We start from the raw sequence: 26220 nt of genomic DNA on the forward strand, positions 1-26220 counted from the left end.
CCCGCTCGACTGCGCAGCAGTCGCAAACAGACTCATGAGGCATGCCTGATCGAACGCGATAACCGGATTGGGGCTGCTCGCCCTAGGCGTCGGACCGGCCCAGCGGGAGCAAGCTCCCTCGCCACAGAAAGCGCCTTCACCACAGCAGCTCTTCTGCCACAGCAGTTCGGCGTACTCAGTGAAACTGACGCCCCAGCCCCGCCGGCACGCCTTCGATGGTGGTGTCTTCCCACGGCCCGTTGGGGCTGACGGAGCGGCTCCAGCCGTTGTTCCAGCGGTAATAGGTGCGCTGGCGATAGAAGGTGTTGGTCTGGTTATCCAGCACATAGACCCCAAGCTTGGCGTCCCAATGGCTGTTGCCACCCGGTGGCGGAGCGAAGCTGGCGGAGGTGCGCGGCACCGGCTTGGCCGGTTTGTTCGGGGTGACGGGCTTGCCCGGCGGCGTGGACGGCCCCGGCTTGGTGGTCGGAGTCGAAGGCGGGATCGGTGGCAGCGGCGCCGAAGGCTCGGGCGGACGCTGGACCGCACAAGCGCTCAGGCCCAGGACGAGCGTGAGCAAGGTGATACGAGCGATGGCGGTCATGGTGCGGGCTTCCTGTTATTGGTCCGGGCTGTCGATGGTCAGTTGCTGCGGCGCGGTGGTGCTGCTCGCCAGGGGTTGGCTGCGGCCGATCCACTCACCGGCGGTCGGCTGGCCGGCCCGGGAGATGCGCGCCACCAGTTGGACTTCGGGGAAGTTCGACAGTTTCAGTTGCGGCATCATTGCGTCAGCGTCGCCCAGCTCGACCGTCACCGGCAGATCGGCCACCGTCAGGCGTTTGGCCGCCAACGGCGCCGGCGGGCCGGAAGCGGCGCGGGCGAAGACGAACACGCTGTCACCCGGCTGGACCTTGGCCTTGAGGGCCGGCGCCAGGTCGACACGGACCTTTAGCAGTGCTGCGGCCTTGGCCGCTGGCGCCTGGGCAACCTTGCCGCCGCTGGCCTCAAGCTTCTCGGTGGCGCGAGTGATGCCACCCTGCAACGCCTCGCGGGATTTGTCACCCTCCGGCAGTTGCGCCAGCAGGCGGCTCCAGTAATCGATTGCCTCCTGATAACGCTCGCCTTCGAATGCAGCGATGCCCAGCAGGCCGAGGCTGGTGACTTCCTTGGGATCGAGCTTCAGCGCTTCGTCCGTCAGCGCCTGGACTTTGTCCGACCATTTCTTGCCATCGGCGAAATATTGCGCCTGGGCCCATTGCCCCAGCAGCTCGGGTTGGCGCCCGGCCACCGCCACGGTACGCTCGAAAATTCTCGCCGCATCCGCAGGCCGGTCCTGGGCCATGTAGGTACGGCCCAGGAAGTACAAGCCCTCGGCGGAGTCCGGCTGCGCCGCCACCGCACGCTCCAGGCGCCGGGTCATGTCTTGCATCGATTGTGGCGCCTGTGCAAATTCGCGGGTCAGTTCGACCTTGTCGCTGGCACCGAAATGCAGGTACAGCGCCACGCCCAACACCGGTACCAACACCGCAGCGAGCAGCGGCAACGGCTTGCCCAAGCGGGATTCACGCGGCGCCTCGGCGCCTTCGGTGTCGGCCAACAGCTCACGGGCCGCTTCGGCGCGACCGGTGTCCAGTTGCGCGGCATTGAGCACGCCCTCCTCCCGCTCGGCCTGCAATTGGGCGATTCGCTCCTGGTACAACGCCACGTTGAGGGCGGTGCGATCCTCCTCCAACTGAGCGCGGCGACCGCGCAGTACCGGGATCAATAGAAAACTCAGGGCAACCAGGAGAAGCAGACCTGCGGCGAGCCAGAAATCAATCATGCTTGGTTTTATCCAACAGTTGGTCGAGGCGCTGGCGCTCTTCGACAGAAAGCGTGTCCGGGGCAGCCGTGCGCTGGACCCGGCGCCGGCGCACGATCAGCGCAATGGCCACGAAACCACCGAGCAACAGCCCGGCCGGGCCGAACCACAGCAGTGCGGTCTTGGAAGACAAGGCGGGGTTGTAGCGCACGAACTCACCGTAGCGATCCACCATGAAATCGATGATCTGCTGGTTGTCCTTGCCCTCGCCCAGCATGCGGAAAATTTCCTTGCGCAGGTCGGCGGCAATCGGTGCATTGGAATCGGCGATGTCCTGGTTCTGGCACTTGGGGCAGCGCAGTTCCTTGGTCAGCTCGCGAAACCGTTCGCGCTCGCCGTCGTTGGCGAATTCGTAAGTGTCGATGGCGGCATGGGCCACACCGACCATGCTCAAGCCCAGGACAGCAGCCGCTAGCCAGCGCTTCATGGCTTGGCCTCGTCCACCAGCGCCTGGTACTTGGCGGCGAGTTTCTCGCGCCAGACCTGTTCGTCGATCACCCCGACGAATTTGTCACGGATGATGCCCTTGGCATCGATGAAGAAGGTTTCCGGCGCGCCGTAGACGCCCAGGTTCAGGCCCAGGGAGCCGTCTTCGTCGCGGATGTCCAGCTGATAGGGATTGTGGAATTCGGCAAGCCACTTCAAGGCATCGGCATTGACGTCCTTGTAGTTGACGCCATAGATCACCACGCCATTCTGCGCCAGTTTGTTCAACACCGGATGCTCGACCCGGCAAGAGATGCACCAAGTGCCCCAGACGTTGACCAACGCCGGCTTGCCCAGCAGATCGGCGCGGGTGAGGGTCTTGTCGCCCTGCACCGAGGGCAGGGAAAACTCGGGAAATGGCTTGCCGATCATCGCCGAAGGCAAATCGGACGGGTTCAGGTACAGGCCGCGGTACAGAAAGACCGCCATCACCAGGAACAGCGCCAGCGGCAACAACATCAACCAACGTTTCATGCAGTGGCTCCCGTCACGCCCAGGGCTTCACGCACCCGGGTTTTCACTTTGACTCGGTAACGTCGGTCCAGCGCGGCCAACGCGCCGCCCAGGCCGGTGAGCAGGCCGCCAAACCAGATCCAGCGTACGAACGGCTTGACGTGTACCCGCACCGCCCACGCGCCGTCGCCCAGGGATTCACCCAGCGCCACGTAGAGATCGCGGGTGAAACCAGCGTCGATCCCGGCTTCGGTCATCACCGAGTTCTGCACGGTGTAGAGGCGTTTCTCCGGGTGCAATACCGTGATTTCCCGGCCGTCACGAATCACCCGCACGGTGCCTTTGTCGGAGGTGAAGTTAGGACCTTCAAAATGCCTGGCGCCCTCGAACACGAACTGATAACCGGCCAGGTCCATGGATTCGCCCGGCGCCAGGCGCAGGTCGCGTTCGGCGCTGTTCTGGCTGGACAGCACCACGCCCAAGGCGCAGACGGCGATGCCCAGGTGGGCGATCTGCATGCCCCAATAGCTGCGGGTCAGGGTTGGCAGGCCTTTGATCAGGCCTTTGTGCCGAGTCTTGTCGAAGATGTCCCGCACGCCCGCCAGCAACACCCAGGCCGCCAACATGAACGTCGCCAGCACCGCCCAGTTGAAATCGCCATAGGCCACGCCGGCCACCACGGCCAGCGCTGCGGTGCCCAGCAACACCGGGGTGAGCATGCCCATCAGCCACTTGAGCGGGGTGTCTTGCCAGCGCACCAGCACGCCCACGGCCATGACCACCATCAGGATCGCCATCAACGGAATGAACAGCGCGTTGAAGTACGGCGGGCCGACCGACAGCTTGGCCCCGGACAAGGCGTCGAGCACCAGCGGATACAAGGTTCCCAACAGGATCATCGACGCGGCCACCACCAGCACCAGGTTGTTGCCCAGCAGCAGGGTTTCCCGCGACCAGAGGTTGAAGCCGACCTGGCTCTTCACCACCGGTGCGCGTACGGCGAACAACGTCAGCGAACCTCCGACCACGAACAGCAGGAAAATCAGGATGAACACGCCGCGCTCGGGGTCAGAGGCGAAGGCATGCACCGACGTCAACACCCCGGAACGCACCAGGAACGTTCCCAGCAGGCTCAGGGAAAACGCGGCGATGGCCAGCAGCACGGTCCAGCTCTTGAACACGCCACGCTTTTCCGTGACCGCCAGGGAGTGAATCAGCGCGGTGCCCACCAGCCAGGGCATGAACGAGGCGTTTTCCACCGGGTCCCAGAACCACCAGCCGCCCCAGCCGAGTTCGTAATAGGCCCACCACGAGCCCAGGGTGATACCGATGCCGAGGAATGCCCAGGCGACGATGGTCCACGGACGGGACCAGCGCGCCCACGCGGCGTCGAGACGCCCACCCAGCAATGCCGCAATCGCAAAGGCGAACGCCACCGAGAAACCGACATACCCCATGTAAAGCATCGGCGGGTGAACGATCAGGCCAATGTCCTGCAGCAACGGGTTGAGGTCGCGACCGTCCACCGGTATCTGGGGCAGGATGCGTTCGAACGGGTTGGAGGTGACAATCAGAAACAGCAGGAAACCGGTGCTGATCAGGCCCATCACCGCCAGTACCCGGGCCAGCATCACCTGGGGCAGTTGCCGGGAAAACACCGAGACCGCGAAGGTCCAGCCAGCAAGGATCAAGGCCCAGAGCAGCAGCGAACCTTCGTGGGCGCCCCACACCGCGCTGAACTTGTAGTACCAGGGCAAGGCGCTGTTGGAGTTGCTGGCCACATAGGCCACTGAGAAATCATCGACCATAAAGGCATAGGTCAGGCAGCCGAAGGCGAACAGCATGAACGCGAACTGCCCCCACGCCGCCGGCTGGGCCAGGCTCATCCACAGGCGGTCGCCGCGCCAGGCGCCCAACAGGGGCACCACCGCCTGCACCAGGGCAAAGCACAGGGCCAGGATCATCGCCAGATGACCCAACTCAGGAATAAAGATGCCGGCAGTCATCGATCAACCCTCCTTCACGGGAGCGGGCGCCGACTGGCCGCTGTCTTTCAAGGCCTTGGTCACTTCCGGCGGCATGTATTTTTCATCGTGCTTGGCCAGTACTTCGTCGGCCACCACCACGCCGTCGGCATTGAGTCTGCCCAGGGCGACGATACCCTGCCCCTCGCGGAACAGGTCCGGCAGGATGCCGCGATAGGTGATGGTCACGCTCTTGTTGAAGTCGGTGACATTGAACTTCACGTCCAGGGAATCCCCGGAGCGCACCAGCGAGCCTTCCTCCACCATGCCGCCGGCGCGAATACGCGTGTCCTTAGGCGCTTCGCCGTTGGCGATCTGTGTCGGGGTGTAAAACAGATTGATGTTCTGCTGCAAGGCGCTCAGGGCCAGGCCGACGGCGGCGCCAACACCCACCAGGATCGCCAGAATGATGACAAGACGTTTTTTGCGCAGCGGATTCACTGGCCATTCTCCCGGCGCAGACGACGCGCCTCTTGTTGCAGATACCGCTTGCGGGCCAGGATCGGCGCCGCCACGTTGAGGGCCAGCACCGCCAGGCAGATGCCGTAGGCTGACCAGACATACAGGCCATGATGGCCCATGGCGAGGAAATCGCCGAATGAAGCGAAACTCATCGAGCGGCCTCCAGACTGTTCTGCACTTCGGCCTTCACCCAACTGGCCCGGGACTCACGCTTGAGTACTTCCAGGCGCATGCGCAGCAACAGCACGGCACCGAAGAAGCAGTAGAAACCCAATGCAGTGAGCAGCAGCGGCAGCCACATCTCGACGGGCATCGCCGGTTTCTCGGTCAGTTTGAACGTGGCGCCCTGGTGCAGGGTGTTCCACCACTCCACGGAGTATTTGATGATCGGGATGTTGATCACCCCGACAATCGCCAGCACCGCGCAGGCCTTGGCGGCGCTGTCACGATTGCTGATGGCGTTGCCCAGCGCAATAAGACCGAAGTACAGGAACAGCAGGATCAGCATCGACGTCAGTCGGGCATCCCAGACCCACCACGAACCCCAGGTCGGCTTGCCCCAGATGGCCCCGGTGACCAGCGCCACGGCGGTCATCCAGGCGCCGATGGGCGCGGCGCATTGCAGGGCGACGTCGGCCAGTTTCATCTTCCACACCAGCCCGACCACGCCGCACACCGCCAGCATCACATAGACGGACTGGGCCAGCATGGCGGTGGGTACATGGATATAGATGATGCGAAAGCTGTTGCCTTGCTGGTAGTCCGGCGGCGCGAAGGCCAGACCCCAGACGACGCCGCAGCCAATCAGCAGCACCGCGGCGATGCTCAACCAGGGCAACAGCTTGCCGCTGATGCCGTAGAACCACTTGGGTGAGCCGAGCTTATGAAACCAGGTCCAGTTCATTGCTGTTTCCATCACGGTCGCGGCTCGCCATCACGAGCCGCCGGGTCTGCCTTTACTTCCTGGGAAGTGGTCAATTTTTGACCAGGCCTCGTTATTATTCGCCGACGCTGATCTTCAGGCCAGCGCCTATTGCAAAGGGTGTCAGGGTTATCGCCAGGGCGGTCAGGCTCCCAAGCCAAAGCAGATAACCGGTTGCCGGCATACCTTGCAATGCGGCTTGCAAGGCACCACTGCCGAGGATCAATACCGGGATATACAGCGGCAGGATCAACAGGGCCAGCAGCAGGCCGCCACGCTTGAGCCCCACCGTCAAAGCCGCGCCCACCGCGCCGAGCAGGCTGAGCACCGGCGTGCCCAGCAACAGCGACAGCAGCAGCACCGGCATGCACGCGGCGGGCAGTCCCAGCATCATCGCCAGCAGGGGCGAGAGCAGCACCAGCGCCAATCCCGAAAACACCCAGTGTGCCAGCACCTTGGCCAAAACCAGAAGGGCCAGGGGGTGCGGCGAAAGGACCCACTGTTCCAGGGAACCGTCTTCGAAATCACTGCGGAAAAGCCCGTCCAGCGAGAGCAGGACCGATAAAAGTGCCGCCACCCAGACCAGTCCCGGCGACAAGGTTTGCAACAATTGAGTCTCCGGGCCGACCGCCAGGGGGAACAGCGCAATGACGATCGCGAAGAACACCAACGGATTGGCCAGCTCGGCCGGACGCCGGAACAACAGGCGCGCCTCGCGAGCCAGCAACAAACCGAACACACTCATACGGCCCAGTTCCCCAGATCAACGTTGCGATAACCGGACGGCATCCGCGCCAGGGTGTGGTGGGTGGTCAACAACACCATGCCGCCGCTTTCGCAATGCCGGGCCAGATGCTCCTCAAGCTGCGCCACACCTTGCTTGTCGAGGGCGGTGAAGGGTTCGTCGAGGATCCACAGCGGCGGGCTGTCCAGATACAGCCGGGCCAGGGCCACGCGACGTTGCTGGCCGGCCGACAGGGTGTGGCACGGCACATCTTCGAAGCCACGCAGACCTACCGTGGCCAACGCCTGCCAGATCGCCTCGCGCCCGACCGGTCGGTGCAGCGCACAGAGCCAGCTGAGGTTTTCTTCGGGGGTCAGCAGATCCTTGATTCCGGCGGCGTGGCCGATCCAGAGCAGGTTGCGCGCCAGTTCGCTGCGTTGCGCCTGCAAGGGCCGGCCATTGAGCAACACCTGGCCCGCAGTCGGTTGCATCAGCCCAGCCAACAGGCGCAACAGGCTGGTCTTGCCACTGCCGTTGGGACCGCTGATCTGCACCATATCGCCCGCCGAGAGTCTCAATTCGAGATGCTCGAAAAGCAGTCGCAAGTCTCGCTCACAGGCGAGGCCGACGGTTTGCAAGAGAGGACTGGTCAAGGGATCGCGGGCCTTATACGGTTCAAGTCGGCGGTGCAGCGGCCGTTAAAGTGGTGCAGCATAGATGCATTGACAGCCTGCTTTACAGAGCTGCGTCAAACAATTGCTAGGCTATGTACGAAATAGCTTGAAACTTGGTTATGCGGCGTTAAAAACCGGCTCGGAATGCTCATTGACAACCAGTCAACTCCGCTTCCTCGCCGGTTTTTGCCTTGCCTAACCAGCGTTTCAAACTATTTCGTACACAGCCTAGGTTTTTCGCCACTCCCTGAAAGACGGGCCGCATTATACATGTCGGCCCCAGGTCTAAAGAGAGCTTATTTTTCTCCAAGGTAAGACCGCAGATGACAGGCGACATCAACATCCTGCCGATCACCCCGCCCACGGCGGCGCCCCGTACGCCGGTGATCAGTGGCGAGCTGCTCAAACTGCTGGCCCCCGCCGAGGGCCTGATAGGTTCCGGCCAGACCGCCCAGGCCGAAGTGCTGTCGCTCAAACAGGCCGACCAGACTTTCCAGCTGTTGCTCAAGGTCACCCTGGACAGCGGCCGCCAGACCACGGTGCAGGCTACCAGCACCCAACCGTTGCCCCAAGGCACCAGCCTGGCCGTGACCCAGCCGTCACCGAGCAACCTGGCGATTGCCGTGCAACAGGTCGTTGCCTCCACGGTTGCGACCCTGACTCGGATCGATACCGCGCAATTGCCCGTCGGCACCCTGCTGCAAGGCAAGGTACTGACCAGCCAGGCACTGCCGCAAGTGCCTGGGCAGCCGGTTGTTTATCGGTCGTTGGTGAGCTTGCTCAACACCGCCCAAGTTGGCGCCACGCTGGATATCGACAGCCCCCAGCCGCTGCGTATCGGCACGCTGTTGAGCGCCCAGGTGCAAGATGCCCAGACACTGAAGTTCGTACCGCTGAGCAATCATCAGGAACAACTGGCGGTGAGCCAGCAATTGGTGACCCAGGTGAGTCGCCAGGGCTCGCTGGACAGCCTGCTCGCCATGCTGCAGAACCTGCCGGCCACCGACGATACCGGCACTGAACTGCGTGCGGCAGTGACCCGCCTGCTGGCCGGCCTGCCGGACGTGCAGCAACTGAGCTCGCCCAAGGGGTTGGCCCAGGCCATCGCCGCCAGCGGAGTGTTCCTGGAAAGCAAACTGCTCGCCGGACAGCCCATTGGCCAGGCGCCGGACATGAAGAGCGACCTGCTGAAGCTGATTGCCCAACTGACTCCAGCCCTGCCCGCCTCCACCAGTCTTGGTGCGGTGATCGCGGCCAATACACTTGCCCAGGCCATGCCCAACTTCGTACGCAGTGCCCTGGGCATGCTCGGCCAGGTCAGCGCCAAGCCACAACCCACCAGCTTTCCGTTACCCTCGCGCCTGCTGAAAGAGCAGGACCAGGAAGGCGATCTGGAGCACCTACTGCGCCTGGCCGCCGCGGCCGTGTCGCGACTGCAAAGTCATCAGTTGTCGAGCCTGGAACAGACCGGCCTGACCGACGATGGCCGGTTGATGAGCACCTGGCAATTGGAAGTCCCGATGCGCAACCTGCAGGACATCGTACCGCTGCAGCTCAAGTTCCAGCGCGAGGAAACCACTCCCCGGGATCACCCTCAGCAGCGCCGCGAAGAGCGTGAAACGAAACAGCAACTGTGGCGGGTCGAGATGGCCTTCGACATGGCGCCGCTGGGGCCGTTGCAGGTTCAGGTACAACTGCTCAGCGGCACGCTGTCGAGTCAGCTATGGGCGCAACGGCCATACACCGCGAGCCTGATCGAAAGCCACCTGTCGGCGCTGCGTGAGCGCCTGGTGACCTGCGGCCTGAACGTCGGCGAACTGAACTGCCATCTCGGTACCCCGCCACAGGGTCCTAAGACTCGCCTCGAACAACGCTGGGTGGACGAAACCGCATGACAACCCACACCGAACCCCGCCAGGCCATCGCGCTCAAATACGACGGCCAGCATGCCCCGACCCTCACCGCCAAGGGCGACGAAGCCCTGGCGGAGGAAATCCTGCGGATCGCTCGGGACAGCGAAGTGCCGATCTACGAAAACGCCGAGCTGGTGAAGCTCCTGGCACGGCTGGAACTGGGCGACAGCATCCCCCAAGAGCTGTACCGCACGATTGCCGAAATCATCGCATTCGCCTGGAACCTCAAGGGAAAATTTCCCCAGGGCCATGATCCTGACGCGCCGAGTGTCGAGAAAGACGTGACCGAGCGCGGCGACGATTATTGAGCGGTACCGGTGTTGCGCTGAACATCGGTATGCACCCAACTGTGGCGAGGGAGCTTGCTCCCGCTCGGGTGCGCAGCAGCCGCAAGATCTTAGGGCCGCTGCGCAGCCCAGCGGGAGCGAGCTCCCTCGCCACGGGGATTGCGGTTCACTGAAGATCGGGGCGACTTCGGTCCTTGTGGCGAACGCCAGAAAAACCTGTGGGAGCGAGCCTGCTCGCGATGGCGGCCGGACGTTCAACATCGCTACTGACTGTCACACCGCTGTCGCGAGCAGGCTCGCTCCCACATGGATTCCGGGCGAAGGCGGTCAGCCGCCTCTGTGCAATTTGCTCATCAACTCCGCTTCGGCCTGGGTCAGACCGCAGGCCTGGGTCAGTTCGTCGACGCTGGCGCCCATGCCGACCAGGCGGGCGGCCTGGGCGAAGGACAGGCTGGAGGGGTCGCGCTGTTCCAGTTGGGCGAGTTTGTCCGGCAATGGCGCGAGCACGGCACGCAGCTCATGGATGGCTTCACCCATGCGCACGGTGCCGTTCTGGTAATCGTCGACGCGCTTGGCCAGGTCCTTGATGCGCTGGTCGCGCAGCGCATCGCCCTGGGCCTGCTGAGCGGCGATCTGCCGCTGGCCACGTATGTACGCCAGGAACATCGCCAGCGTGCCTGCCCAGAAAAGGAACAGGACAATGACTGCTACCTCAAGAATCAAATCAGATACTCTCCAGTTCCGACCACTCTTCTTCGCTCATCATTTTTTCCAGTTCGACCAGGATCAGCAACTCGTTGTTCTTGTTGCAGACACCTTGGATGAACTTGGCCGACTCTTCGTTACCGACGTTAGGCGCGGTTTCGATTTCCGACTGACGCAAGTAAACCACTTCGGCGACGCTGTCGACCAGGATACCGACCACTTGCTTGTCCGCCTCGATGATCACGATGCGGGTGTTGTCATTGACCTCGGTGGAGCTCAGGCCGAAACGCTGGCGGGTGTCGATCACCGTGACCACGTTACCCCGCAGGTTGATGATGCCCAACACATAGCTTGGCGCACCCGGTACCGGAGCGATCTCGGTATAGCGCAGCACTTCCTGGACGCGCATCACGTTGATACCGTAGGTTTCGTTGTCGAGCTTGAAGGTCACCCATTGCAAGATCGGATCTTCGGAACCCTTGAGAGACGACGCCTTATCATTCATACCCTGACCCCTCGAAAAACCGCCTGTGGCGGTGTGTTCTGTCCCATGACGCGGTGCGTCACGGTTGTGTTATTTCGGTTTCTGGACCGGCTTGCCGCCGCCCAGGTGTTTTGCTCCGCCACTGGCGATCAACTCTGCCAGCTCGGAAACGTCCAGCAAGGCGCACATGTGTTCGATCACCGTACCGGCCAGCCATGGCCGTTGCCCTCGGTGGCTGCGCCACTTGATCTCGTTCGGGTCCAGGCGCAGCGAGCGACTGACCTGATGCACCGCCAATCCCCACTCATACCCTTGCACCGAAATCACATACTGCAAGCCCTGGCGAAAATCATCGCGATAACGGTCCGGCATGACCCAACGTGCCGTATCCAGCACTTTCAGGTTGCCGGCCTGGCTCGGCAGGATCCCGAGGAACCAGTCCGGCTGGCCGAACAACGGCGTCAACTCCTGCCCGGCCAGGGAATAAATCGAGCCCAGGCACACCAGCGGCACCGCGAGCGTCAGGCCCGCCACATCGAACAACAGGCACTCGAACGGCTCGCCAGCCCAGGCCGGACGGTCGTCCTCCTGCACCGGTGGCGGCGTGTTGCTCGGTGGCATGTGGACTTCCACCACCGGGGCCACCAGGCCTTGCAGCAACGGCGCAACGGTCGACACCGGCGCCAGGATCGGCGCGGGGGCGTCGATCACTGCCACTTTCGGCTTGATGAACGGTGCCTCTATCGCCGCGGCCTTCACCGCGTTCCGTGCATCGCGGGCCTGCTCTTCGAGCACGGCCGCCTGAAAATCATCCAGCTCACCCCTGGCTTGGACGGGGTCGGGCAACGCCTCGACCACGCTCGGCTGCGGTGGCAATTCTTCGGTCGCTTCCTGCAACAGCCCGTCCAGATAGGACTGCAAGGCCAGTTGCGGGCGCGAGGTCGTCTTTATCGGGCGGCTCATGGCAACAGTACGCCGCATGTAGAGGTTATCGGCATGATTGCCACGAGACTTGAGGCTGCAACACGGTCGAGCGCCCAATGGGCAGGCGCCGCCGAAGGGTGTAATAAAAGAGCGTTCAATCAAGCCACCTGCTGGGAAACGAGTTGCTGGGCCAGCAGATGCTTGAGCAGCGCGCGGTAGGCCAGCACGCCACGGCTCTTGCCATCGAACTGCGAAGGCGTGACGCCTGCGCGGCTGGCATCGCGCAATCGGGTATCGACAGGGATGTAGCCTTGCCAGATGTCATCCGGGTACATGTCCCGCAATACGCGTAATGTGCCAAGGGACGCCTGGGTCCGACGGTCGAACAGGGTCGGGACGATGTTGAAGGCCAGCGATTGCTTGCGCGAGCGGTTGACCATCTCCAGCGTATTGACCATGCGTTCCAGCCCTTTGACGGCCAGGTGTTCGGTTTGCACCGGGATGACCAGTTGCTGGCTGGCGGCCAAGGCATTGACCATCAGCAGCCCCAGCAGCGGCGGGCTGTCGATGATCGCGTAATCGAAGTCCTGCCACAGCTGCGCCAGAGTCTTGGCGATCACCAGTCCCAGGCCACCCTGCCCTGGTGACTGACGCTCCAGGGTTGCCAGGGCGGTACTCGACGGCAACAGGGAAATCCGCTCGTCGCTGGTGGACAGCAGCAATTGACCCGGCAATCCTTCGGGCACCGTGCCCTTGTGCAGGAACAGGTCGTAGTTGCTGTGCTCCAGGCTATCGGGGTCGTAGCCGAAGTAGCTGGTCATCGAGCCGTGCGGGTCCAGGTCGACGATGACCACGCGCTTGCCCGCCTCGGCCAGCAACCCGGCTAAAGCGATGGAAGATGTGGTTTTGCCCACACCACCTTTTTGATTGGCGACTGCCCAGACTCTCATTCGGATCGTTCCTCCCGGCCGAAACAGGCTCGACCGAGACATGGCTCGTTATAAAGCGGGTGACGGAGAATTGACGGCACTCTGTCTTCCCGGCGACTTGACCGGGGGCGGTGCAGTTTGTGTGCCAGCGCGCTTCAACGCCGCGTCCGGCGTCGCGTTGGCCGTCCCGGTACCGGTCAGGCTGCGCCGTACGTCAAGATTACGCGACACGACCAGTACGACACGCCGGTTACGCGCCCGTCCCTCGGCGGTGGCGTTATTGGCCACCGGTTGGAATTCACCGTAGCCCACCGAGGCCAGGCGACCGGGATTGACACCCTGCATCGCCAGCATCCGCACGATGCTCGCCGAACGGGCGGAAGACAGTTCCCAGTTGGTGGGGTATTGCGCCGTCCGGATCGGCTGGTCGTCGGTAAATCCTTCGACATGAATCGGGTTGTCGAACGGCTTAAGGATCGCCGCCACCTTGTCGATGATATTGAAAGCCATGTCACTGGGCATCGCATCGCCGCTGCCGAACAGCAGGCTGGAATTGAGCTCGATCTCGACCCACAGCTCGTTGCCGCGCACGGTCATCTGGTTGGAGCTGATCAGGTCACCGAAGGCCGCGCTGATGTCATCGGCGATGCTTTTCAACGGATCGCTGCCGCCGGCGATGCCCGCGTCGACCTGCTCGGAGTCCTTGACCAACGGCTTGGCCGGTGTGGTGGTCTTGGGCCGTTCGTCGCCGATGGGAATCGGCTTGAGGGCGCGATCCGAATCGGTGAAGACCCCGATCAGCGCCTCGGAAATGACCTTGTACTTGCCTTCGTTGACCGACGAGATCGAATACATGACCACGAAAAAGGCGAACAGCAGCGTGATGAAGTCGGCGTAGGAAACCAGCCAGCGTTCATGGTTGACGTGTTCTTCAGTGTGCCTGCGACGAGCCATGGTCCATTCTCCCCATCAATCCATGAAGCCTTGGAGCTTCAATTCAATGGAGCGCGGATTCTCGCCTTCGGCAATCGACAGGATCCCTTCCAGCAGCATTTCGCGATAGCGCGACTGGCGCAACGCGATGGACTTGAGCTTGGCCGCGATCGGCAGTAACACCAGGTTGGCACTCGCCACACCGTAAATCGTGGCGACGAAAGCCACGGCGATGCCGCTGCCCAGTTGCGACGGATCGGCCAGGTTGCCCATGACGTGAATCAGACCCATCACCGCGCCGATGATACCGATGGTCGGCGCATAGCCGCCCATGCTTTCGAACACCTTGGCGGCCTCGATGTCGCGGCTTTCCTGGGTGTAGAAATCCACTTCCAGAATGCTGCGGATGGCCTCAGGCTCGGCACCGTCGACCAACAATTGCAAGCCCTTGCGCGAGTAGCTGTCGGGTTCGGCATCGGCCACCCCTTCCAGGCCCAGCAAGCCTTCCTTGCGCGCGGTCAGGCTCCAGTTCACCACGCGGTCGATACCGCCGGCCAGGTCGACCCGGGGTGGGAACAGGATCCAGACCAGCACCTGCATGGCGCGCTTGAATGCGCTCATGGGCGACTGCAACAATGCCGCGCCAATGGTGCCACCGAGCACGATCAACGCCGCCGGGCCATTGGCCAGGGCGCCCAGGTGTCCGCCTTCCAGGTAGTTGCCGCCAATGATGGCGACGAACGCCATGATGATGCCGATCAGGCTGAGCACATCCATTACAGGCATGCCTCGGTCAGATGCCGGCCGATGTCATCCAGGCTGTAAACCGCATCGGCGAGGTCTGCCTTGACGATCGCCATCGGCATGCCGTAGATCACGCAACTGGCTTCGTCCTGGGCCCAGATCGCACTGCCACCCTGCTTGAGCAGGCGGGCGCCTTCGCGACCATCGGCGCCCATGCCGGTAAGGACCACCGCCAGAACTTTGTCACCGTAGGATTTCGCCGCAGAGCCGAACGTGATGTCCACGCACGGCTTGTAATTCAGACGCTCATCTCCCGGCAGGATTTTCACCGCGCCACGGCCATCGACCATCATTTGCTTGCCACCCGGCGCGAGCAGCGCCAGGCCCGGACGCAGGATGTCGCCATCCTCGGCTTCCTTGACGCTGATGTTGCACAGCTTGTCCAGGCGCTCGGCGAAGGCCTTGGTGAAGGCTGCCGGCATATGCTGGATCAGCACGATCGGCGCCGGGAAACTGGCCGGCAACTGGGTCAGGACCCGTTGCAGGGCCACCGGACCGCCGGTGGACGTGCCGATGGCGACCAGCTTGTAGGCTTTGCGCTTGGGCGATGGCGACGAGGCACTGGCAGGCGCCGGGCGAGCAGGTGCCGGTGCCGGAGCACTGCGCACCGGTGCCGGATTGAAGCTACTCGATGACGAAGCCGGTGCTGGCGCGGGGCTTGGTGCCGCTGCCGGTGCCGGCGCGCTGTAGGCGCTGACACGGCGATTGCTGCGGGAAATACTGTGGACCTTCTCGCACAGCAACTGCCGGACCTTGTCAGGGTTGCGCGAGATGTCTTCGAAATTCTTCGGCAGGAAGTCCACCGCCCCGGCGTCCAGCGCATCGAGGGTCACCCGGGCGCCTTCGTGGGTCAGGGAAGAGAACATCAAAACCGGGGTCGGGCAGCGCTGCATGATATGCCGCACCGCCGTGATGCCATCCATCATCGGCATCTCGTAGTCCATGGTGATCACGTCCGGCTTGAGCGCCAGCGCCTGATCGATTGCCTCTTTACCGTTGGTTGCGGTGCCCACGACTTGAATCGTCGTGTCCGCCGAAAGAATTTCCGAGACGCGGCGGCGGAAAAACCCCGAATCGTCCACCACCAGGACTTTAACGACCATAAACACTCCGTTAGACGAGGCGCGGCTCGAGGCCACGCCCCTCCAGAATCAAATACGCCGTGCGGCGTAACGCTTGAGCATGCTAGGCACATCGAGAATCAACGCGATGCGGCCGTCGCCGGTGATGGTAGCGCCGGACATGCCCGGGGTGCCCTGGAGCATCTTGCCCAACGGCTTGATGACCACTTCTTCCTGGCCCACGAGCTGATCGACGACAAAGCCGATCCGCTGGGTGCCCACCGAAAGGATCACCACATGGCCCTCGCCCTGCTCCACATGGGCTGCGGAGCTGACCAACCAGCGCTTGAGGTAGAACAGTGGCAGCGCCTTGTCCCGCACGATCACCACTTCCTGGCCGTCCACCACGTTGGTGCGCGACAGGTCGAGGTGGAAGATCTCGTTGACGTTGACCAGTGGGAAAGCGAACGCCTGGTTGCCCAGCATCACCATCAGGGTCGGCATGATCGCCAGGGTCAGCGGGACCTTGATGAGGATCTTCGAACCCGAGCCCTTGACCGAGTGGATGTTGATCGAACCGTTGAGCTGGGAAATCTTGGTCTTCACCACGTCCATGCCCACGCCGCGGCCCGACACGTCGGAAATCTCGGTCTTGGTGGAGAAGCCCGGGGCGAAGATCAGGTTGTAGCACTCGGTGTCGCTCAGGCGATCGGCGGCATCCTTGTCCATCACCCCGCGTTTCACCGCGATGGCACGCAACACTTCCGGGTCCATGCCCTTGCCGTCGTCGGAGATCGACAACAGGATGTGATCGCCTTCCTGCTCGGCGGCCAGGATAACCTTGCCGCTGCGGACCTTGCCTGCGGCTTCACGCTCTTCCGGCGACTCGATACCGTGGTCGACCGCGTTGCGCACCAAGTGGACCAGCGGGTCGGCCAGGGCCTCGACAAGGTTCTTGTCGAGGTCGGTCTCTTCACCCACCAGTTCCAGGTTGATTTCTTTCTTGAGCTGGCGAGCCAGGTCGCGAACCAGGCGTGGGAAACGCCCGAAGACTTTCTTGATCGGTTGCATCCGGGTCTTCATGACCGCGGTCTGCAAGTCAGCCGTGACCACGTCGAGGTTCGACACGGCCTTGGACATGGCTTCGTCCTGGCTGTTGAGGCCCAGGCGCACCAGGCGGTTACGCACCAGCACCAGTTCGCCGACCATGTTCATGATCTCGTCCAGGCGTGCGGTGTCGACCCGCACAGTGGTCTCGGCTTCGCTGGCCGGTTTTTCCGGTGGCGGCGCGGCGGCGGCGCGGGCTGGCGCCGGGGCGGCGGCCGCGGCAGGCTTGGGCGCCTCGGTTTTTGGTTCCGGCGCCTTGGCGGCGGGCTTTGGCGCAGCCTTGGCCACCGGCGTAGCCGTGGTGGCAGCAGCAGGCGCAGCGGAGGTCGTAGCGACTTCGCTGAACTTGCCTTTGCCGTGCAATTCGTCGAGCAGCGATTCGAATTCCTGGTCAGTGATCAGATCACTACCAGCCACAGCGGCGGCGGGCTGGGCCGGCGCCGGCGCCGAAGCGATGGCCGAGTCCAGCGCGTCGACGGCAAAGGTACCCTTGCCATGCAACTGATCGAGCAAGGCTTCGAATTCGTCGTCGGTGATGTCCGAGTTGTCGCCCGCCGCTTTCGGCGCAGCGGCAGCCGCTGTGGGAGCCGCAGGAGGAACGACGGCATCGACGGCGAACTGGCCCTTGCCATGGAGCTGGTCGAGCAGCGACTCGAACTCGGCGTCGGTGATTTCATCGCTGGCAGCGGCATCGGCCGCAGGCGTTGCGGGCGCAGCAGGCGCCGCCGGAGCCTCGGCCTCGGCCTTGACGGCGTTCAGCGAGTCCAGCAGTTGTTCGAATTCATTATCGGTGATATCGCCCGACTCTTCGGCGACCGGCTCCTCGACCACCGCCTCGACGGCCGGCGCAGCTTCCGGCGCGGCTTCGTCAGCCGATTGCGGCTCGGCCAGGCGCGACAGCGCGGCGAGCAGCTCAGGTGTAGCGGGGGTAATCGGCGAGCGCTCGCGCACTTCGCTGAACATGCTGTTGACCGCATCCAGCGCTTCAAGCACCACGTCCATCAACTCTGCGTCAACGCGACGCTCACCCTTGCGCAGGATGTCGAACACGTTCTCGGCAATGTGACAGCACTCCACCAGCTCGTTGAGCTGGAGGAAGCCGGCGCCTCCTTTTACAGTGTGGAAACCGCGAAAAATTGCATTGAGCAGGTCCGCATCATCCGGTCGGCTTTCCAGCTCGACCAGTTGCTCGGAAAGTTGCTCTAGAATCTCGCCGGCCTCAACCAGGAAATCCTGAAGGATCTCTTCATCGGCGCCGAAGCTCATTAATGGCTGCTCCTAAAACAGGTAGGTCGTGATGACGGTTAATGCCGGATAGCGTTGGAGCTTTGAGCGTGCCAGGCAAGGCGCGAGACGCGGGTAAGGGTTGTTTCCTTACCAAGTTTCGCAACGCGGCATGGCGCGCTCACAGCTCCAACCCTCCGGGCCGCGCCCCACAAGGCGCAAGCCGTCGTTACTCGTCGTTCATTTGGAAAACCAAACCGCACTCCTCGTGCCTAGTCTTGCGCCTTGTGGGGCACGGCGCGACCGGCATTAACCGTCATCACGACCTACAAACTCAGAATCCAAGGCTGGACAGCAAATCGTCCACATCGTCCTGACCGGACACAACGTCTTCTCTTTTATCGGCATGAATCTGCGGACCTTCACCCTGAGAGAGATGTTTTTGTGGATCTTTTTCTGCAAGTATCGCTGCACGGTCGTGTTCGATGCCTGCAAAGCGGTCAACCTGGCTGGCCATCAGCACCAGCTTGAGCAGATTGCTTTCCACTTCGGTGACCAGTTGGGTCACCCGCTTGATGACCTGGCCGGTCAGGTCCTGATAGTCCTGGGCCAGCAAGATATCGTTGAGGTTGCTTGCAACGGCGCGGCCTTCGGTGCTGCTGCGCGTCAGAAAAGCGTCAACCCGACGGGCCAGTTCCCGGAACTCTTCAGCCCCGACTTCGCGCCGCATGAAACGCCCCCAGTCGGTGCTCAAGGCCTGGGCTTCTTCGCTCAGGCCATTGACCAGCGGCGTGGCATTTTCCACCAGGTCCATGGTGCGGTTGGCCGCAGCCTCGGTCAGCTTGACCACATAACCCAGACGCTCGGTGGCGTCGGTGATCTGCGAGACTTCCTCGGCCTGCGGCATGTGCGGGTCGATCTGGAAATTGACAATCGCGCTGTGCAATTCACGCGTGAGCTTGCCCACTTCCTGATACAGACCGCGGTCACGGGTCTGGTTGAGCTCATGGATCATTTGAACCGCATCGCCAAAACGACCTTTTTCAAGGCTCTCGACCAGTTCGCGGGCATGTTTTTTCAGGGTCGATTCGAAATCGCCCATAGAAGATTCGTTATCCATAGCTCCCCCGTGGCGCCGTTAACCGATGCGTTCGAAGATTTTTTCGATCTTCTCTTTCAACGCCTGGGCCGTGAAGGGTTTGACCACATAGCCATTCACACCGGCCTGGGCCGCTTCGATGATCTGCTCGCGCTTGGCTTCGGCAGTCACCATCAGCACCGGCAGGTGCTTGAGCTTTTCATCGGCACGCACCTGGCGCAGCAGGTCGATGCCGGTCATGCCTGGCATGTTCCAGTCGGTGACCAGGAAATCGAAGTTACCGCTGTGCAACATCGGGAGCGCGGTGGTCCCGTCATCTGCTTCGGCCGTGTTGGTGAACCCGAGGTCACGCAACAGGTTTTTAATGATCCGCCGCATCGTTGAAAAATCATCAACGATGAGGATTTTCATGTTCTTGTCCAATTCGACCTCCAAGCAGTCTTAAACGCGTCCAGCACCTGAACGCGCCATTTCAATCAATTCCGGCACAACACTCGACAACGGTCTGGAGCGCTGCACGTGGCTGGCGCATGACTGGCCAATCTCGTTCGCAATCGCTCCACACGCCTGTCAGCGCGCTCGCCACTCCCCCAAACGCCCCCGCAAGCGGGCCGCGCACTGGCTGTGTAACTGGCTGACCCGCGATTCGCTGACCCCCAGGACCTCACCGATCTCCTTGAGGTTCAGCTCTTCGTCGTAGTACAGCGCCAAGACCAGCCGCTCACGCTCCGGCAAATTGGCAATCGCTTCGGCCAGCGCGCTCTGGAACCGTTCATCTTCCAGGTCACGCGCAGGCTCCATGTGAGTACTTGCGCCATCCTCATGCAGCCCTTCATGTTCGCCGTCCTGCAACAGGTCGTCGAAACTGAACAGGCGGCTGCCCAAGGTATCGTTCAAAATCCCGTAGTAATCATCGAGACTCAACTGGAGTTCGGCCGCAACCTCGTGATCTTTAGCGTCGCGCCCGGTTTTAGCTTCAATTGCCCGGATCGCGTCGCTGACCATGCGCGTATTACGGTGCACCGAGCGCGGCGCCCAATCGCCCTTGCGGACCTCATCGAGCATTGCCCCGCGAATGCGGATCCCGGCATACGTCTCGAAGCTGGCGCCTTTGCTCGCGTCGTATTTGTTCGCCACCTCGAGCAGGCCGATCATGCCGGCCTGGATCAGGTCTTCGACCTGAACACTGGCCGGCAGGCGCGCCAGCAAGTGGTACGCGATACGCTTGACCAGGGGCGCATAACGCTCGATCAGTTCGTATTGGGCGTCCCGTGCCGATTTTTTGTAGAGATGGTTGTAACCGCTTGCAGTCATAGCACGGGCCCTGCTGTTTGTTGCACGAGACGCTCGACGAAAAATTCCAGATGACCGCGCGGATTGGCCGGCAAGGGCCAGCTATCGACCTTCTGGGCGATTGCCTTGAATGCCAGCGCGCATTTGGAACGTGGAAAAGCTTCATAAACGGCACGTTGCTTCTGAACTGCCTTACGCACGCTTTCGTCGTAAGGCACCGCACCCACGTATTGTAGGGCGACATCCAGGAAGCGATCCGTGACCTTGGTCAGCTTGGCGAACAGGTTGCGCCCCTCCTGCGGGCTCTGGGCCATGTTGGCCAGGACGCGGAAGCGGTTCATGCCGTAGTCGCGATTCAATAACTTGATCAGGGCATAGGCGTCGGTGATGGACGTGGGTTCGTCGCAGACCACCAGCAGCACTTCCTGGGCGGCGCGTACGAAACTGACGACGGAGTCGCCGATACCTGCGGCGGTGTCGATCACCAGCACATCAAGGTTGTCACCGATATCGCTGAACGCCTGGATCAGGCCGGCGTGCTGGGCCGGAGTCAGGTGGACCATGCTCTGGGTGCCGGAAGCGGCCGGCACGATGCGAATCCCGCCCGGCCCCTGCAACAGCACGTCGCGCAGTTCACAACGGCCTTCGATGACGTCCGCCAGGGTGCGCTTGGGGGTAAGCCCCAGCAATACGTCGACGTTCGCCAGGCCCAGGTCGGCGTCCAGCAGCATGACCCGTCGGCCAAGCTCTGCCAGAGCCAGGGACAAGTTCACTGACACGTTAGTCTTCCCGACGCCACCTTTGCCGCCGGTCACCGCGATCACCTGTACGGGATGCATGCTGCCCATGTTCGTTCTTTACCTTGTCTTACGTAGACGGAGGCCACATTACTGGCTGCGCGTTCACACACGGAACAATGCATGGCAGACCATCGATGTAGGTACAAAAAATACTCATGATAACCTCAGCCGACCTGCTTGGTCGGGCTGTGGTAGATATCAGCGAACATGTCAGCCATGGCTTCTTCGCTGGGTTCTTCCTGCATTTGCACACTCACGGCACGGCTGACCAGTTGGTGACGGCGCGGCAGATGCAAATCATCCGGGATCCGCGGCCCGTCGGTCAGGTATGCCACCGGCAGATCGTGTCCGATCGCCAGGCTCAGTACCTCGCCCAGGCTTGCCGTTTCGTCCAGCTTAGTCAGGATGCAGCCGGCCAGCCCGCAGCGCTTGTAGCTGTGGTATGCGGCGGTTAGAACCTGCTTCTGGCTGGTGGTTGCCAACACGAGATAATTTTTTGACTTGATGCCGCGCCCGGCCAGGCTTTCGAGCTGCATGCGCAGGGCCGGATCGCTGGCCTGCAGGCCGGCGGTGTCGATCAGCACGACGCGCTTGCGCAGCAACGGCTCCAACGCCTGGGCCAGGGATTGACCCGGATCCACCTGGGTCACCGACACATTGAGGATCCGTCCCAGGGTCTTGAGTTGCTCCTGGGCACCGATACGGAAACTGTCCATGCTCACCAGTGCAATGCTCTGGGCACCATATTTAAGTACATAACGGGCCGCGAGCTTGGCCAGGGTGGTGGTCTTGCCCATGCCGGCCGGACCGACCATGGCGATCACACCGCCCTCTTCCAATGGCTCGACTTCCGGCGTGGCAATCATCCGCGCCAGGTGCGCCAGCAACATGCGCCAGGCCTGGCGCGGCTCTTCGATACCGTTGATCAGCGCCAGCAGGTCGCGGGACAACGGACCGGACAGGCCGATGCGCTGCAGGCGACGCCACAGGTTGGCCTGGGCTGGACGGCTGCCTTGCAGCTGGTTCCAGGCCAGGGAGCCGAGCTGGACTTCCATCAGCTCGCGCAGACTGTTGAGTTCCGAACGCATCGAGTCAAGGGCTCGCGGGTCGACGCCACGGGCAGGCGCTGCCGGGGCCGGCTCGGCACGGCGCGGTTCGGCCGGGGTCGGCTCGATCAGCGGCTCGGCTGCGGTCAATGGCAGGCCCGCGGTCAATGGCTGACCGGCGAACAATTGACGATTGGTGCCCGCCGCAGCCTCGCCTTCGTGGCTGCGCAGGCTCAGTTCAGCCTGGGCGCTGGCGATGCGCGATTGGGTCTTGCGCAGCTCATCCTCGAGTTCCATGTTCGGAACGCGTGGGGCCAGCGCCGACAGTTTGTAGTCCAGGGCCGCCGTCAGTTCCACACCGCCAGCGATCCGGCGATTGCCGATGATGGCTGCTTCAGCGCCCAGCTCGTCACGAACCAGTTTCATGGCCTGACGCATGTCGGCGGCGAAAAAACGCTTCACTTGCATAAACCACTACCTCAGCCGTTGGGCCCTACTGTCGCAACGATGGTCACTTGCTTGTTGTCCGGTATTTCCTGGTACGCCAGCACATGCAGCCCCGGGACCGCGAGGCGTCCGAACCGCGAGAGCATCGCGCGAATCGGACCGGCCACCAGCAGGATCACCGGCTGGCCTTGCATCTCTTGCCGCTGGGCTGCGTCGATCAACGAACGTTGCAGCTTCTCGGCCATGCTTGGCTCCAGCAGAACACCCTCTTCCGAGCCTTGTCCTGCCTTCTGCAGACTATTGAGCAATATCTGTTCCAACCTTGGCTCCAACGTGATCACAGGCAGCTCAGACTCAGTGCCTACAATGCTTTGGACGATTGCACGGGATACGCCGACCCGCACCGCAGCCACCATCGCGGCGGTATCTTGACTCTTCGAAGCGTTGTTGGCGATCGCTTCGGCAATACTGCGTATGTCACGCACCGGCACCTGTTCGGCCAGCAGCGCCTGGAGAATCTTGAGCAGCTGCGACAGCGAAAGCACCCCCGGCACCAGTTCTTCGGCCAGCTTCGGCGACCCCTTGGCCAGCACTTGCAGCAGTTGCTGGACTTCCTCGTGACCGATCAACTCGCTGGAGTGCTTGTAGAGAATCTGGTTCAAGTGCGTCGCCACCACGGTGCTGGCGTCCACCACGGTATAACCGAGGGACTGGGCCTGGGCCCGCTGGCTGACTTCGATCCACACCGCTTCCAGGCCGAAAGCCGGATCTTTGGCGGTGATGCCGTTGAGACTGCCGTAGACTTGTCCGGGATTGATCGCCAGCTCGCGGTCCGGGTAGATCTCGGCCTCGGCCAGGATCACGCCCATCAGGGTCAGGCGATAGGCGCTCGGCGCCAGGTCGAGGTTGTCGCGGATATGCACGGTGGGCATCAGGAAGCCCAGGTCCTGGGACAGCTTCTTGCGCACGCCCTTGATCCGCGCCAGCAACTGACCACCCTGGTTACGGTCGACCAACGGAATCAGGCGATAGCCGACTTCCAGGCCGATCATGTCGATTGGGGTCACATCGTCCCAGCCCAGTTCCTTGGTTTCCAGCGCACGAGCAGGCGATGGCAGCAGCTCCTGCTGACGCTTGACCTCTTCAAGGGCCAGCACCTTCTGCGCGTTGTCCTTCTTCCAGAACAGGTAGGCACCACCAGCCGCCACGGCCGCCATGCTCAGGAAGGAAAAGTGCGGCATGCCCGGCACCAGGCCCATCACCGCCATCAAGCCGGCAGACACGGCCAGGGCCTTGGGTGACGCGAACATCTGACGACGAATCTGCTTGCCCATGTCTTCGGAGCCCGAGGCACGGGTCACCATGATCGCCGCAGCGGTGGACAGCAACAGTGATGGCAATTGCGCCACCAAACCGTCACCGATGGTCAACAAGGCGTAGACCTTGCCGGCATCGCCGAAGCTCATGTTGTGCTGGAAGATACCGACGGCCATGCCGCCGATGAGGTTGATGAACAGGATCAACAGGCCGGCGATGGCGTCACCGCGCACGAACTTGCTGGCACCGTCCATCGAACCGTAGAACTCGGCCTCTTGGGCCACTTCCAGACGGCGGGCCTTGGCCTGGTTCTGATCGATCAGGCCGGCGTTGAGGTCGGCGTCGATCGCCATTTGCTTGCCCGGCATCGCATCGAGGGTGAAGCGAGCGCTCACCTCGGAAATCCGCCCGGCACCCTTGGTCACCACCACGAAGTTGATGATCATCAGGATGGCGAAGACCACGATACCGACGACGTAGTTACCGCCGATCACCACCTCACCGAAGGCCTGGATCACCTTACCGGCGGCGGCGTGGCCCTCCTGGCCGTGGAGCATGACCACCCGCGTCGATGCCACGTTCAATGCCAGACGCAACAGCGTGGCCACCAGCAGGATGGTCGGGAACACCGCGAAATCCAGCGGCCGCAGGGCGTAAACGCATACCAGCAGCACCACGATCGACAGCGCGATGTTGAACGTGAAGAACACGTCCAGCAGGAACGGCGGGACCGGCAGCATCATCATGGCGAGCATGACCATGAGCAACAGCGGCACGCCCAGATTGCCCTGGCTGAGGCCTACGACGTTGCTGCGCGCAGTGCTGAGTAACTGAGAGCGATCCACCAATAATCCCCGTTCCAGTGAAGCAAACTTTTGACGCCCGAAACGGGCGCAGGCGGGGTATTGCAAGAAGCTGTCCAACTTTCATCATGGAGCGCAATAGAGGCTTGGAAACGGCGGTGGCGAGGCTGCTCGCGAACAGGGTCTGTTGGCCGACATCAGGTGGTTCGATCCGACGCCATCCCGAGCAGGCTCGCTCCCACCAATGGATCTGCATATGTCGTCAAGGAGTGGGCTTGCTCGCGAAAAGCGATGGCTGCTGACAGCTGCCCACTACGCTGCCTCAGGAATCACGCCGCAAATCCGGCGGGATCGGCAAATCCTTCAGCGGCTCCGGACGCTTGCCCTTGCCCGCGCGGTGCTGGCGGATCTGGTAGACGTAGGCCAATACCTGGGCCACGGCCAGGTACAGGCCTCCAGGGATCTCCTGGTCGAGTTCGGTGGAGTAGTAAATCGATCGCGCCAGCGCCGGGGACTCGAGCAGCATCACCTCATTGGCCACGGCGATCTCACGGATCTTCAGCGCCAGGAAGTCATTGCCCTTGGCCAGCAACACGGGCGCATTGCCTTTTTCGGGGTCGTACTTGAGGGCGACGGCGTAGTGAGTCGGGTTGGTGATGACCACATCGGCATCGGGGATGGCCGCCATCATCCGCCGCTGGGAAACCTCGCGCTGCAATTGACGGATACGCTGCTTGACCTCCGGCTTGCCCTCCGCGTCCTTGTGCTCGTCGCGAACCTCCTGCTTGGTCATCATCAACTTCTGCTTGCTCTGATAAAGCTGGATCGGCACGTCGATGGCGGCGATCAGGATCAGGCCGCAGGCCATCCACAACGTACTCCAACCCACCAATTGCACGCTGTGGATGATCGCCTTCTCCAACGGCTCATGGGCAATACGCACTATGTCATCAATGTCCGATTGCAACACCGTCAGCGCCACAAACAGGATGATCAGGAATTTCCCAAAAGCCTTGAGCAACTCCATCAGTGCTGATGTCGAGAACATGCGCTTGAGGCCGGCGGCCGGATTCATCCGACTGAATTTCGGGGCCAGGCTCCCGCCGGCAAATAACCAGCCACCCAGGGAAATCGGACCGACAAAGGCTGCCACCAGCAAAAAAATCAGAATGGGCTGCACCGCCGCGATTGCAATTTTCCCGGAGTGCAGCAGATGCTGCGTCATGGCGCCCGGGGTGAGCAACACTTCACGTGGCAGGGAGAAATTCAGCCGCATGATTTCCAGCAGGTCCAGGGCCAGCCCGCCACCATAGATCAGCAAGCCACCGGAGCCGGCCAGCATCACCGCCAGGGTGTTGAGTTCCTTGGAGCGGGCAATCTCGCCTTTTTCCCGGGACTCGCGCTGGCGCTTCTCCGTGGGGTCTTCTGTCTTGTCCTGACCACTCTCGCTTTCGGCCAT

At 62.3% G+C, this 26220-nt stretch carries 27 protein-coding genes; 2 read left to right on the top strand and 25 right to left on the bottom strand.

Annotated elements, in window-relative coordinates; all coding sequences use genetic code 11:
• Nucleotides 1-175: 175 nt before the first annotated feature.
• The 10 genes from ACLEJR_RS02980 to ccmA form a co-directional block, all read right to left on the bottom strand.
• Entirely contained in the window at nucleotides 176-583 is a 408-nt protein-coding gene (locus ACLEJR_RS02980; RefSeq protein ID WP_440795690.1) for a hypothetical protein, read from the bottom strand.
• Nucleotides 584-598: 15 nt separating this feature from the next.
• Nucleotides 599-1801, bottom strand: coding sequence for a c-type cytochrome biogenesis protein CcmI (gene ccmI / locus ACLEJR_RS02985; RefSeq protein ID WP_440795692.1), 1203 nt, complete (start codon nucleotides 1799-1801; stop codon nucleotides 599-601).
• On the bottom strand, nucleotides 1794-2267 hold the full coding sequence (locus tag ACLEJR_RS02990; protein WP_440795694.1) for a cytochrome c-type biogenesis protein: 474 nt from the start codon (nucleotides 2265-2267) through the stop codon (nucleotides 1794-1796). Before ACLEJR_RS02990 ends, ccmI begins: the two co-directional genes overlap by 8 nt.
• Nucleotides 2264-2800, bottom strand: coding sequence for a DsbE family thiol:disulfide interchange protein (locus tag ACLEJR_RS02995; protein ID WP_440795696.1), 537 nt, complete (start codon nucleotides 2798-2800; stop codon nucleotides 2264-2266). The genes ACLEJR_RS02990 and ACLEJR_RS02995 overlap by 4 nt, the downstream gene beginning before the upstream one ends.
• A complete protein-coding gene (locus ACLEJR_RS03000; RefSeq protein ID WP_440795698.1) occupies nucleotides 2797-4785 on the bottom strand; it encodes a heme lyase CcmF/NrfE family subunit in 1989 nt (662 codons plus the stop codon). The genes ACLEJR_RS02995 and ACLEJR_RS03000 overlap by 4 nt, the downstream gene beginning before the upstream one ends.
• 3 nt (nucleotides 4786-4788) lie before the next feature.
• Nucleotides 4789-5244, bottom strand: coding sequence for a cytochrome c maturation protein CcmE (gene ccmE / locus ACLEJR_RS03005; protein ID WP_440795700.1), 456 nt, complete (start codon nucleotides 5242-5244; stop codon nucleotides 4789-4791).
• Nucleotides 5241-5417 (bottom strand): heme exporter protein CcmD, encoded by a 177-nt coding sequence (gene ccmD, locus ACLEJR_RS03010; protein ID WP_007939192.1) that lies wholly within the window; start codon nucleotides 5415-5417, stop codon nucleotides 5241-5243. The genes ccmE and ccmD overlap by 4 nt, the downstream gene beginning before the upstream one ends.
• Nucleotides 5414-6169: a heme ABC transporter permease gene (locus tag ACLEJR_RS03015; RefSeq protein WP_440795704.1), complete on the bottom strand. Its 756-nt coding sequence runs from the start codon at nucleotides 6167-6169 to the stop codon at nucleotides 5414-5416. Before ACLEJR_RS03015 ends, ccmD begins: the two co-directional genes overlap by 4 nt.
• A gap of 94 nt (nucleotides 6170-6263) precedes the next feature.
• Complete coding sequence (ccmB, locus tag ACLEJR_RS03020; RefSeq protein WP_440812045.1) at nucleotides 6264-6932, bottom strand: heme exporter protein CcmB; 669 nt, start codon at nucleotides 6930-6932, stop codon at nucleotides 6264-6266.
• Complete coding sequence (gene ccmA / locus ACLEJR_RS03025; protein WP_440795708.1) at nucleotides 6929-7564, bottom strand: cytochrome c biogenesis heme-transporting ATPase CcmA; 636 nt, start codon at nucleotides 7562-7564, stop codon at nucleotides 6929-6931. Before ccmA ends, ccmB begins: the two co-directional genes overlap by 4 nt.
• Before the next feature lie 344 nt (nucleotides 7565-7908).
• Here ccmA and fliK point away from each other — a divergent pair, with 344 nt between their 5' ends.
• Nucleotides 7909-9480: a flagellar hook-length control protein FliK gene (gene fliK, locus ACLEJR_RS03030; protein WP_440795710.1), complete on the top strand. Its 1572-nt coding sequence runs from the start codon at nucleotides 7909-7911 to the stop codon at nucleotides 9478-9480.
• A complete protein-coding gene (locus tag ACLEJR_RS03035) occupies nucleotides 9477-9806 on the top strand; it encodes an EscU/YscU/HrcU family type III secretion system export apparatus switch protein (protein WP_440812048.1) in 330 nt (109 codons plus the stop codon). The genes fliK and ACLEJR_RS03035 overlap by 4 nt, the downstream gene beginning before the upstream one ends.
• 306 nt (nucleotides 9807-10112) lie before the next feature.
• Here ACLEJR_RS03035 and ACLEJR_RS03040 read toward each other — a convergent pair whose 3' ends face one another.
• The 15 genes from ACLEJR_RS03040 to flhB form a co-directional block, all read right to left on the bottom strand.
• Nucleotides 10113-10508 (bottom strand): DUF2802 domain-containing protein, encoded by a 396-nt coding sequence (locus ACLEJR_RS03040; protein ID WP_053154987.1) that lies wholly within the window; start codon nucleotides 10506-10508, stop codon nucleotides 10113-10115.
• A 1-nt stretch (nucleotide 10509) separates the two neighbouring features.
• The gene (locus tag ACLEJR_RS03045; protein ID WP_003183968.1) at nucleotides 10510-10995 is read right to left on the bottom strand and encodes a chemotaxis protein CheW; all 486 of its coding nucleotides are present in this window, start codon (nucleotides 10993-10995) and stop codon (nucleotides 10510-10512) included.
• 69 nt (nucleotides 10996-11064) lie between these two features.
• On the bottom strand, nucleotides 11065-11937 hold the full coding sequence (locus ACLEJR_RS03050; RefSeq protein WP_440812050.1) for a chemotaxis protein CheW: 873 nt from the start codon (nucleotides 11935-11937) through the stop codon (nucleotides 11065-11067).
• 119 nt (nucleotides 11938-12056) lie between these two features.
• Entirely contained in the window at nucleotides 12057-12848 is a 792-nt protein-coding gene (locus ACLEJR_RS03055; protein WP_440795716.1) for a ParA family protein, read from the bottom strand.
• A gap of 48 nt (nucleotides 12849-12896) precedes the next feature.
• The gene (motD, locus tag ACLEJR_RS03060; protein ID WP_440795718.1) at nucleotides 12897-13781 is read right to left on the bottom strand and encodes a flagellar motor protein MotD; all 885 of its coding nucleotides are present in this window, start codon (nucleotides 13779-13781) and stop codon (nucleotides 12897-12899) included.
• Between the two features lie 15 nt (nucleotides 13782-13796).
• Nucleotides 13797-14537, bottom strand: a complete 741-nt coding sequence (locus ACLEJR_RS03065) for a flagellar motor protein (protein ID WP_039593074.1) — start codon at nucleotides 14535-14537, stop codon at nucleotides 13797-13799.
• On the bottom strand, nucleotides 14537-15667 hold the full coding sequence (locus ACLEJR_RS03070; protein WP_440795722.1) for a protein-glutamate methylesterase/protein-glutamine glutaminase: 1131 nt from the start codon (nucleotides 15665-15667) through the stop codon (nucleotides 14537-14539). The genes ACLEJR_RS03065 and ACLEJR_RS03070 overlap by 1 nt, the downstream gene beginning before the upstream one ends.
• A 48-nt stretch (nucleotides 15668-15715) precedes the next feature.
• Nucleotides 15716-17998 carry a chemotaxis protein CheA gene (locus tag ACLEJR_RS03075; protein WP_440812053.1) on the bottom strand — a complete coding sequence of 761 codons (2283 nt, stop codon included), beginning with the start codon at nucleotides 17996-17998 and terminating at the stop codon, nucleotides 15716-15718.
• A gap of 292 nt (nucleotides 17999-18290) precedes the next feature.
• A complete protein-coding gene (locus tag ACLEJR_RS03080) occupies nucleotides 18291-19076 on the bottom strand; it encodes a protein phosphatase CheZ (RefSeq protein ID WP_440795726.1) in 786 nt (261 codons plus the stop codon).
• Between the two features lie 18 nt (nucleotides 19077-19094).
• Nucleotides 19095-19466, bottom strand: coding sequence for a chemotaxis response regulator CheY (locus ACLEJR_RS03085; protein WP_003199125.1), 372 nt, complete (start codon nucleotides 19464-19466; stop codon nucleotides 19095-19097).
• A 159-nt stretch (nucleotides 19467-19625) separates the two neighbouring features.
• Nucleotides 19626-20369: an RNA polymerase sigma factor FliA gene (gene fliA, locus ACLEJR_RS03090; RefSeq protein WP_245139490.1), complete on the bottom strand. Its 744-nt coding sequence runs from the start codon at nucleotides 20367-20369 to the stop codon at nucleotides 19626-19628.
• Nucleotides 20366-21196, bottom strand: a complete 831-nt coding sequence (gene fleN, locus ACLEJR_RS03095; protein WP_042729120.1) for a flagellar synthesis regulator FleN — start codon at nucleotides 21194-21196, stop codon at nucleotides 20366-20368. Before fleN ends, fliA begins: the two co-directional genes overlap by 4 nt.
• A gap of 116 nt (nucleotides 21197-21312) precedes the next feature.
• The gene (gene flhF, locus ACLEJR_RS03100) at nucleotides 21313-22662 is read right to left on the bottom strand and encodes a flagellar biosynthesis protein FlhF (protein WP_440795729.1); all 1350 of its coding nucleotides are present in this window, start codon (nucleotides 22660-22662) and stop codon (nucleotides 21313-21315) included.
• A gap of 11 nt (nucleotides 22663-22673) precedes the next feature.
• Nucleotides 22674-24803, bottom strand: coding sequence for a flagellar biosynthesis protein FlhA (gene flhA / locus ACLEJR_RS03105; RefSeq protein WP_440795731.1), 2130 nt, complete (start codon nucleotides 24801-24803; stop codon nucleotides 22674-22676).
• Between the two features lie 280 nt (nucleotides 24804-25083).
• Complete coding sequence (gene flhB / locus ACLEJR_RS03110) at nucleotides 25084-26220, bottom strand: flagellar biosynthesis protein FlhB (RefSeq protein ID WP_440812056.1); 1137 nt, start codon at nucleotides 26218-26220, stop codon at nucleotides 25084-25086.

It is taken from the genome of Pseudomonas sp. SMN5, assembly GCF_052041925.1.
In the GTDB taxonomy this organism is placed as follows: Bacteria; Pseudomonadota; Gammaproteobacteria; order Pseudomonadales; family Pseudomonadaceae; genus Aquipseudomonas.

Bases quoted from the DNA above. Each gene is read 5' to 3' on its own strand.
- motD (WP_440795718.1), bottom strand. From the start codon at position 13,781: ATGGCTCGTCGCAGGCACACTGAAGAACACGTCAACCATGAACGCTGG.
- ACLEJR_RS03055 (WP_440795716.1), bottom strand. From the start codon at position 12,848: ATGAGAGTCTGGGCAGTCGCCAATCAAAAAGGTGGTGTGGGCAAAACC.
- ACLEJR_RS03050 (WP_440812050.1), bottom strand. From the start codon at position 11,937: ATGAGCCGCCCGATAAAGACGACCTCGCGCCCGCAACTGGCCTTGCAG.
- ACLEJR_RS03000 (WP_440795698.1), bottom strand. From the start codon at position 4,785: ATGACTGCCGGCATCTTTATTCCTGAGTTGGGTCATCTGGCGATGATC.
- ACLEJR_RS02990 (WP_440795694.1), bottom strand. From the start codon at position 2,267: ATGAAGCGCTGGCTAGCGGCTGCTGTCCTGGGCTTGAGCATGGTCGGT.
- fliK (WP_440795710.1), top strand. From the start codon at position 7,909: ATGACAGGCGACATCAACATCCTGCCGATCACCCCGCCCACGGCGGCG.
- ACLEJR_RS03080 (WP_440795726.1), bottom strand. From the start codon at position 19,076: ATGGATAACGAATCTTCTATGGGCGATTTCGAATCGACCCTGAAAAAA.
- ACLEJR_RS03045 (WP_003183968.1), bottom strand. From the start codon at position 10,995: ATGAATGATAAGGCGTCGTCTCTCAAGGGTTCCGAAGATCCGATCTTG.
- ACLEJR_RS02980 (WP_440795690.1), bottom strand. From the start codon at position 583: ATGACCGCCATCGCTCGTATCACCTTGCTCACGCTCGTCCTGGGCCTG.
- ACLEJR_RS03065 (WP_039593074.1), bottom strand. From the start codon at position 14,537: ATGGATGTGCTCAGCCTGATCGGCATCATCATGGCGTTCGTCGCCATC.
- ccmB (WP_440812045.1), bottom strand. From the start codon at position 6,932: ATGAGTGTGTTCGGTTTGTTGCTGGCTCGCGAGGCGCGCCTGTTGTTC.
- ccmD (WP_007939192.1), bottom strand. From the start codon at position 5,417: ATGAGTTTCGCTTCATTCGGCGATTTCCTCGCCATGGGCCATCATGGC.
- ACLEJR_RS02995 (WP_440795696.1), bottom strand. From the start codon at position 2,800: ATGAAACGTTGGTTGATGTTGTTGCCGCTGGCGCTGTTCCTGGTGATG.
- flhB (WP_440812056.1), bottom strand. From the start codon at position 26,220: ATGGCCGAAAGCGAGAGTGGTCAGGACAAGACAGAAGACCCCACGGAG.
- fliA (WP_245139490.1), bottom strand. From the start codon at position 20,369: ATGACTGCAAGCGGTTACAACCATCTCTACAAAAAATCGGCACGGGAC.
- ACLEJR_RS03035 (WP_440812048.1), top strand. From the start codon at position 9,477: ATGACAACCCACACCGAACCCCGCCAGGCCATCGCGCTCAAATACGAC.
- ACLEJR_RS03015 (WP_440795704.1), bottom strand. From the start codon at position 6,169: ATGAACTGGACCTGGTTTCATAAGCTCGGCTCACCCAAGTGGTTCTAC.
- fleN (WP_042729120.1), bottom strand. From the start codon at position 21,196: ATGGGCAGCATGCATCCCGTACAGGTGATCGCGGTGACCGGCGGCAAA.
- ACLEJR_RS03085 (WP_003199125.1), bottom strand. From the start codon at position 19,466: ATGAAAATCCTCATCGTTGATGATTTTTCAACGATGCGGCGGATCATT.
- flhF (WP_440795729.1), bottom strand. From the start codon at position 22,662: ATGCAAGTGAAGCGTTTTTTCGCCGCCGACATGCGTCAGGCCATGAAA.
- ACLEJR_RS03070 (WP_440795722.1), bottom strand. From the start codon at position 15,667: ATGGTCGTTAAAGTCCTGGTGGTGGACGATTCGGGGTTTTTCCGCCGC.
- ACLEJR_RS03075 (WP_440812053.1), bottom strand. From the start codon at position 17,998: ATGAGCTTCGGCGCCGATGAAGAGATCCTTCAGGATTTCCTGGTTGAG.
- ccmI (WP_440795692.1), bottom strand. From the start codon at position 1,801: ATGATTGATTTCTGGCTCGCCGCAGGTCTGCTTCTCCTGGTTGCCCTG.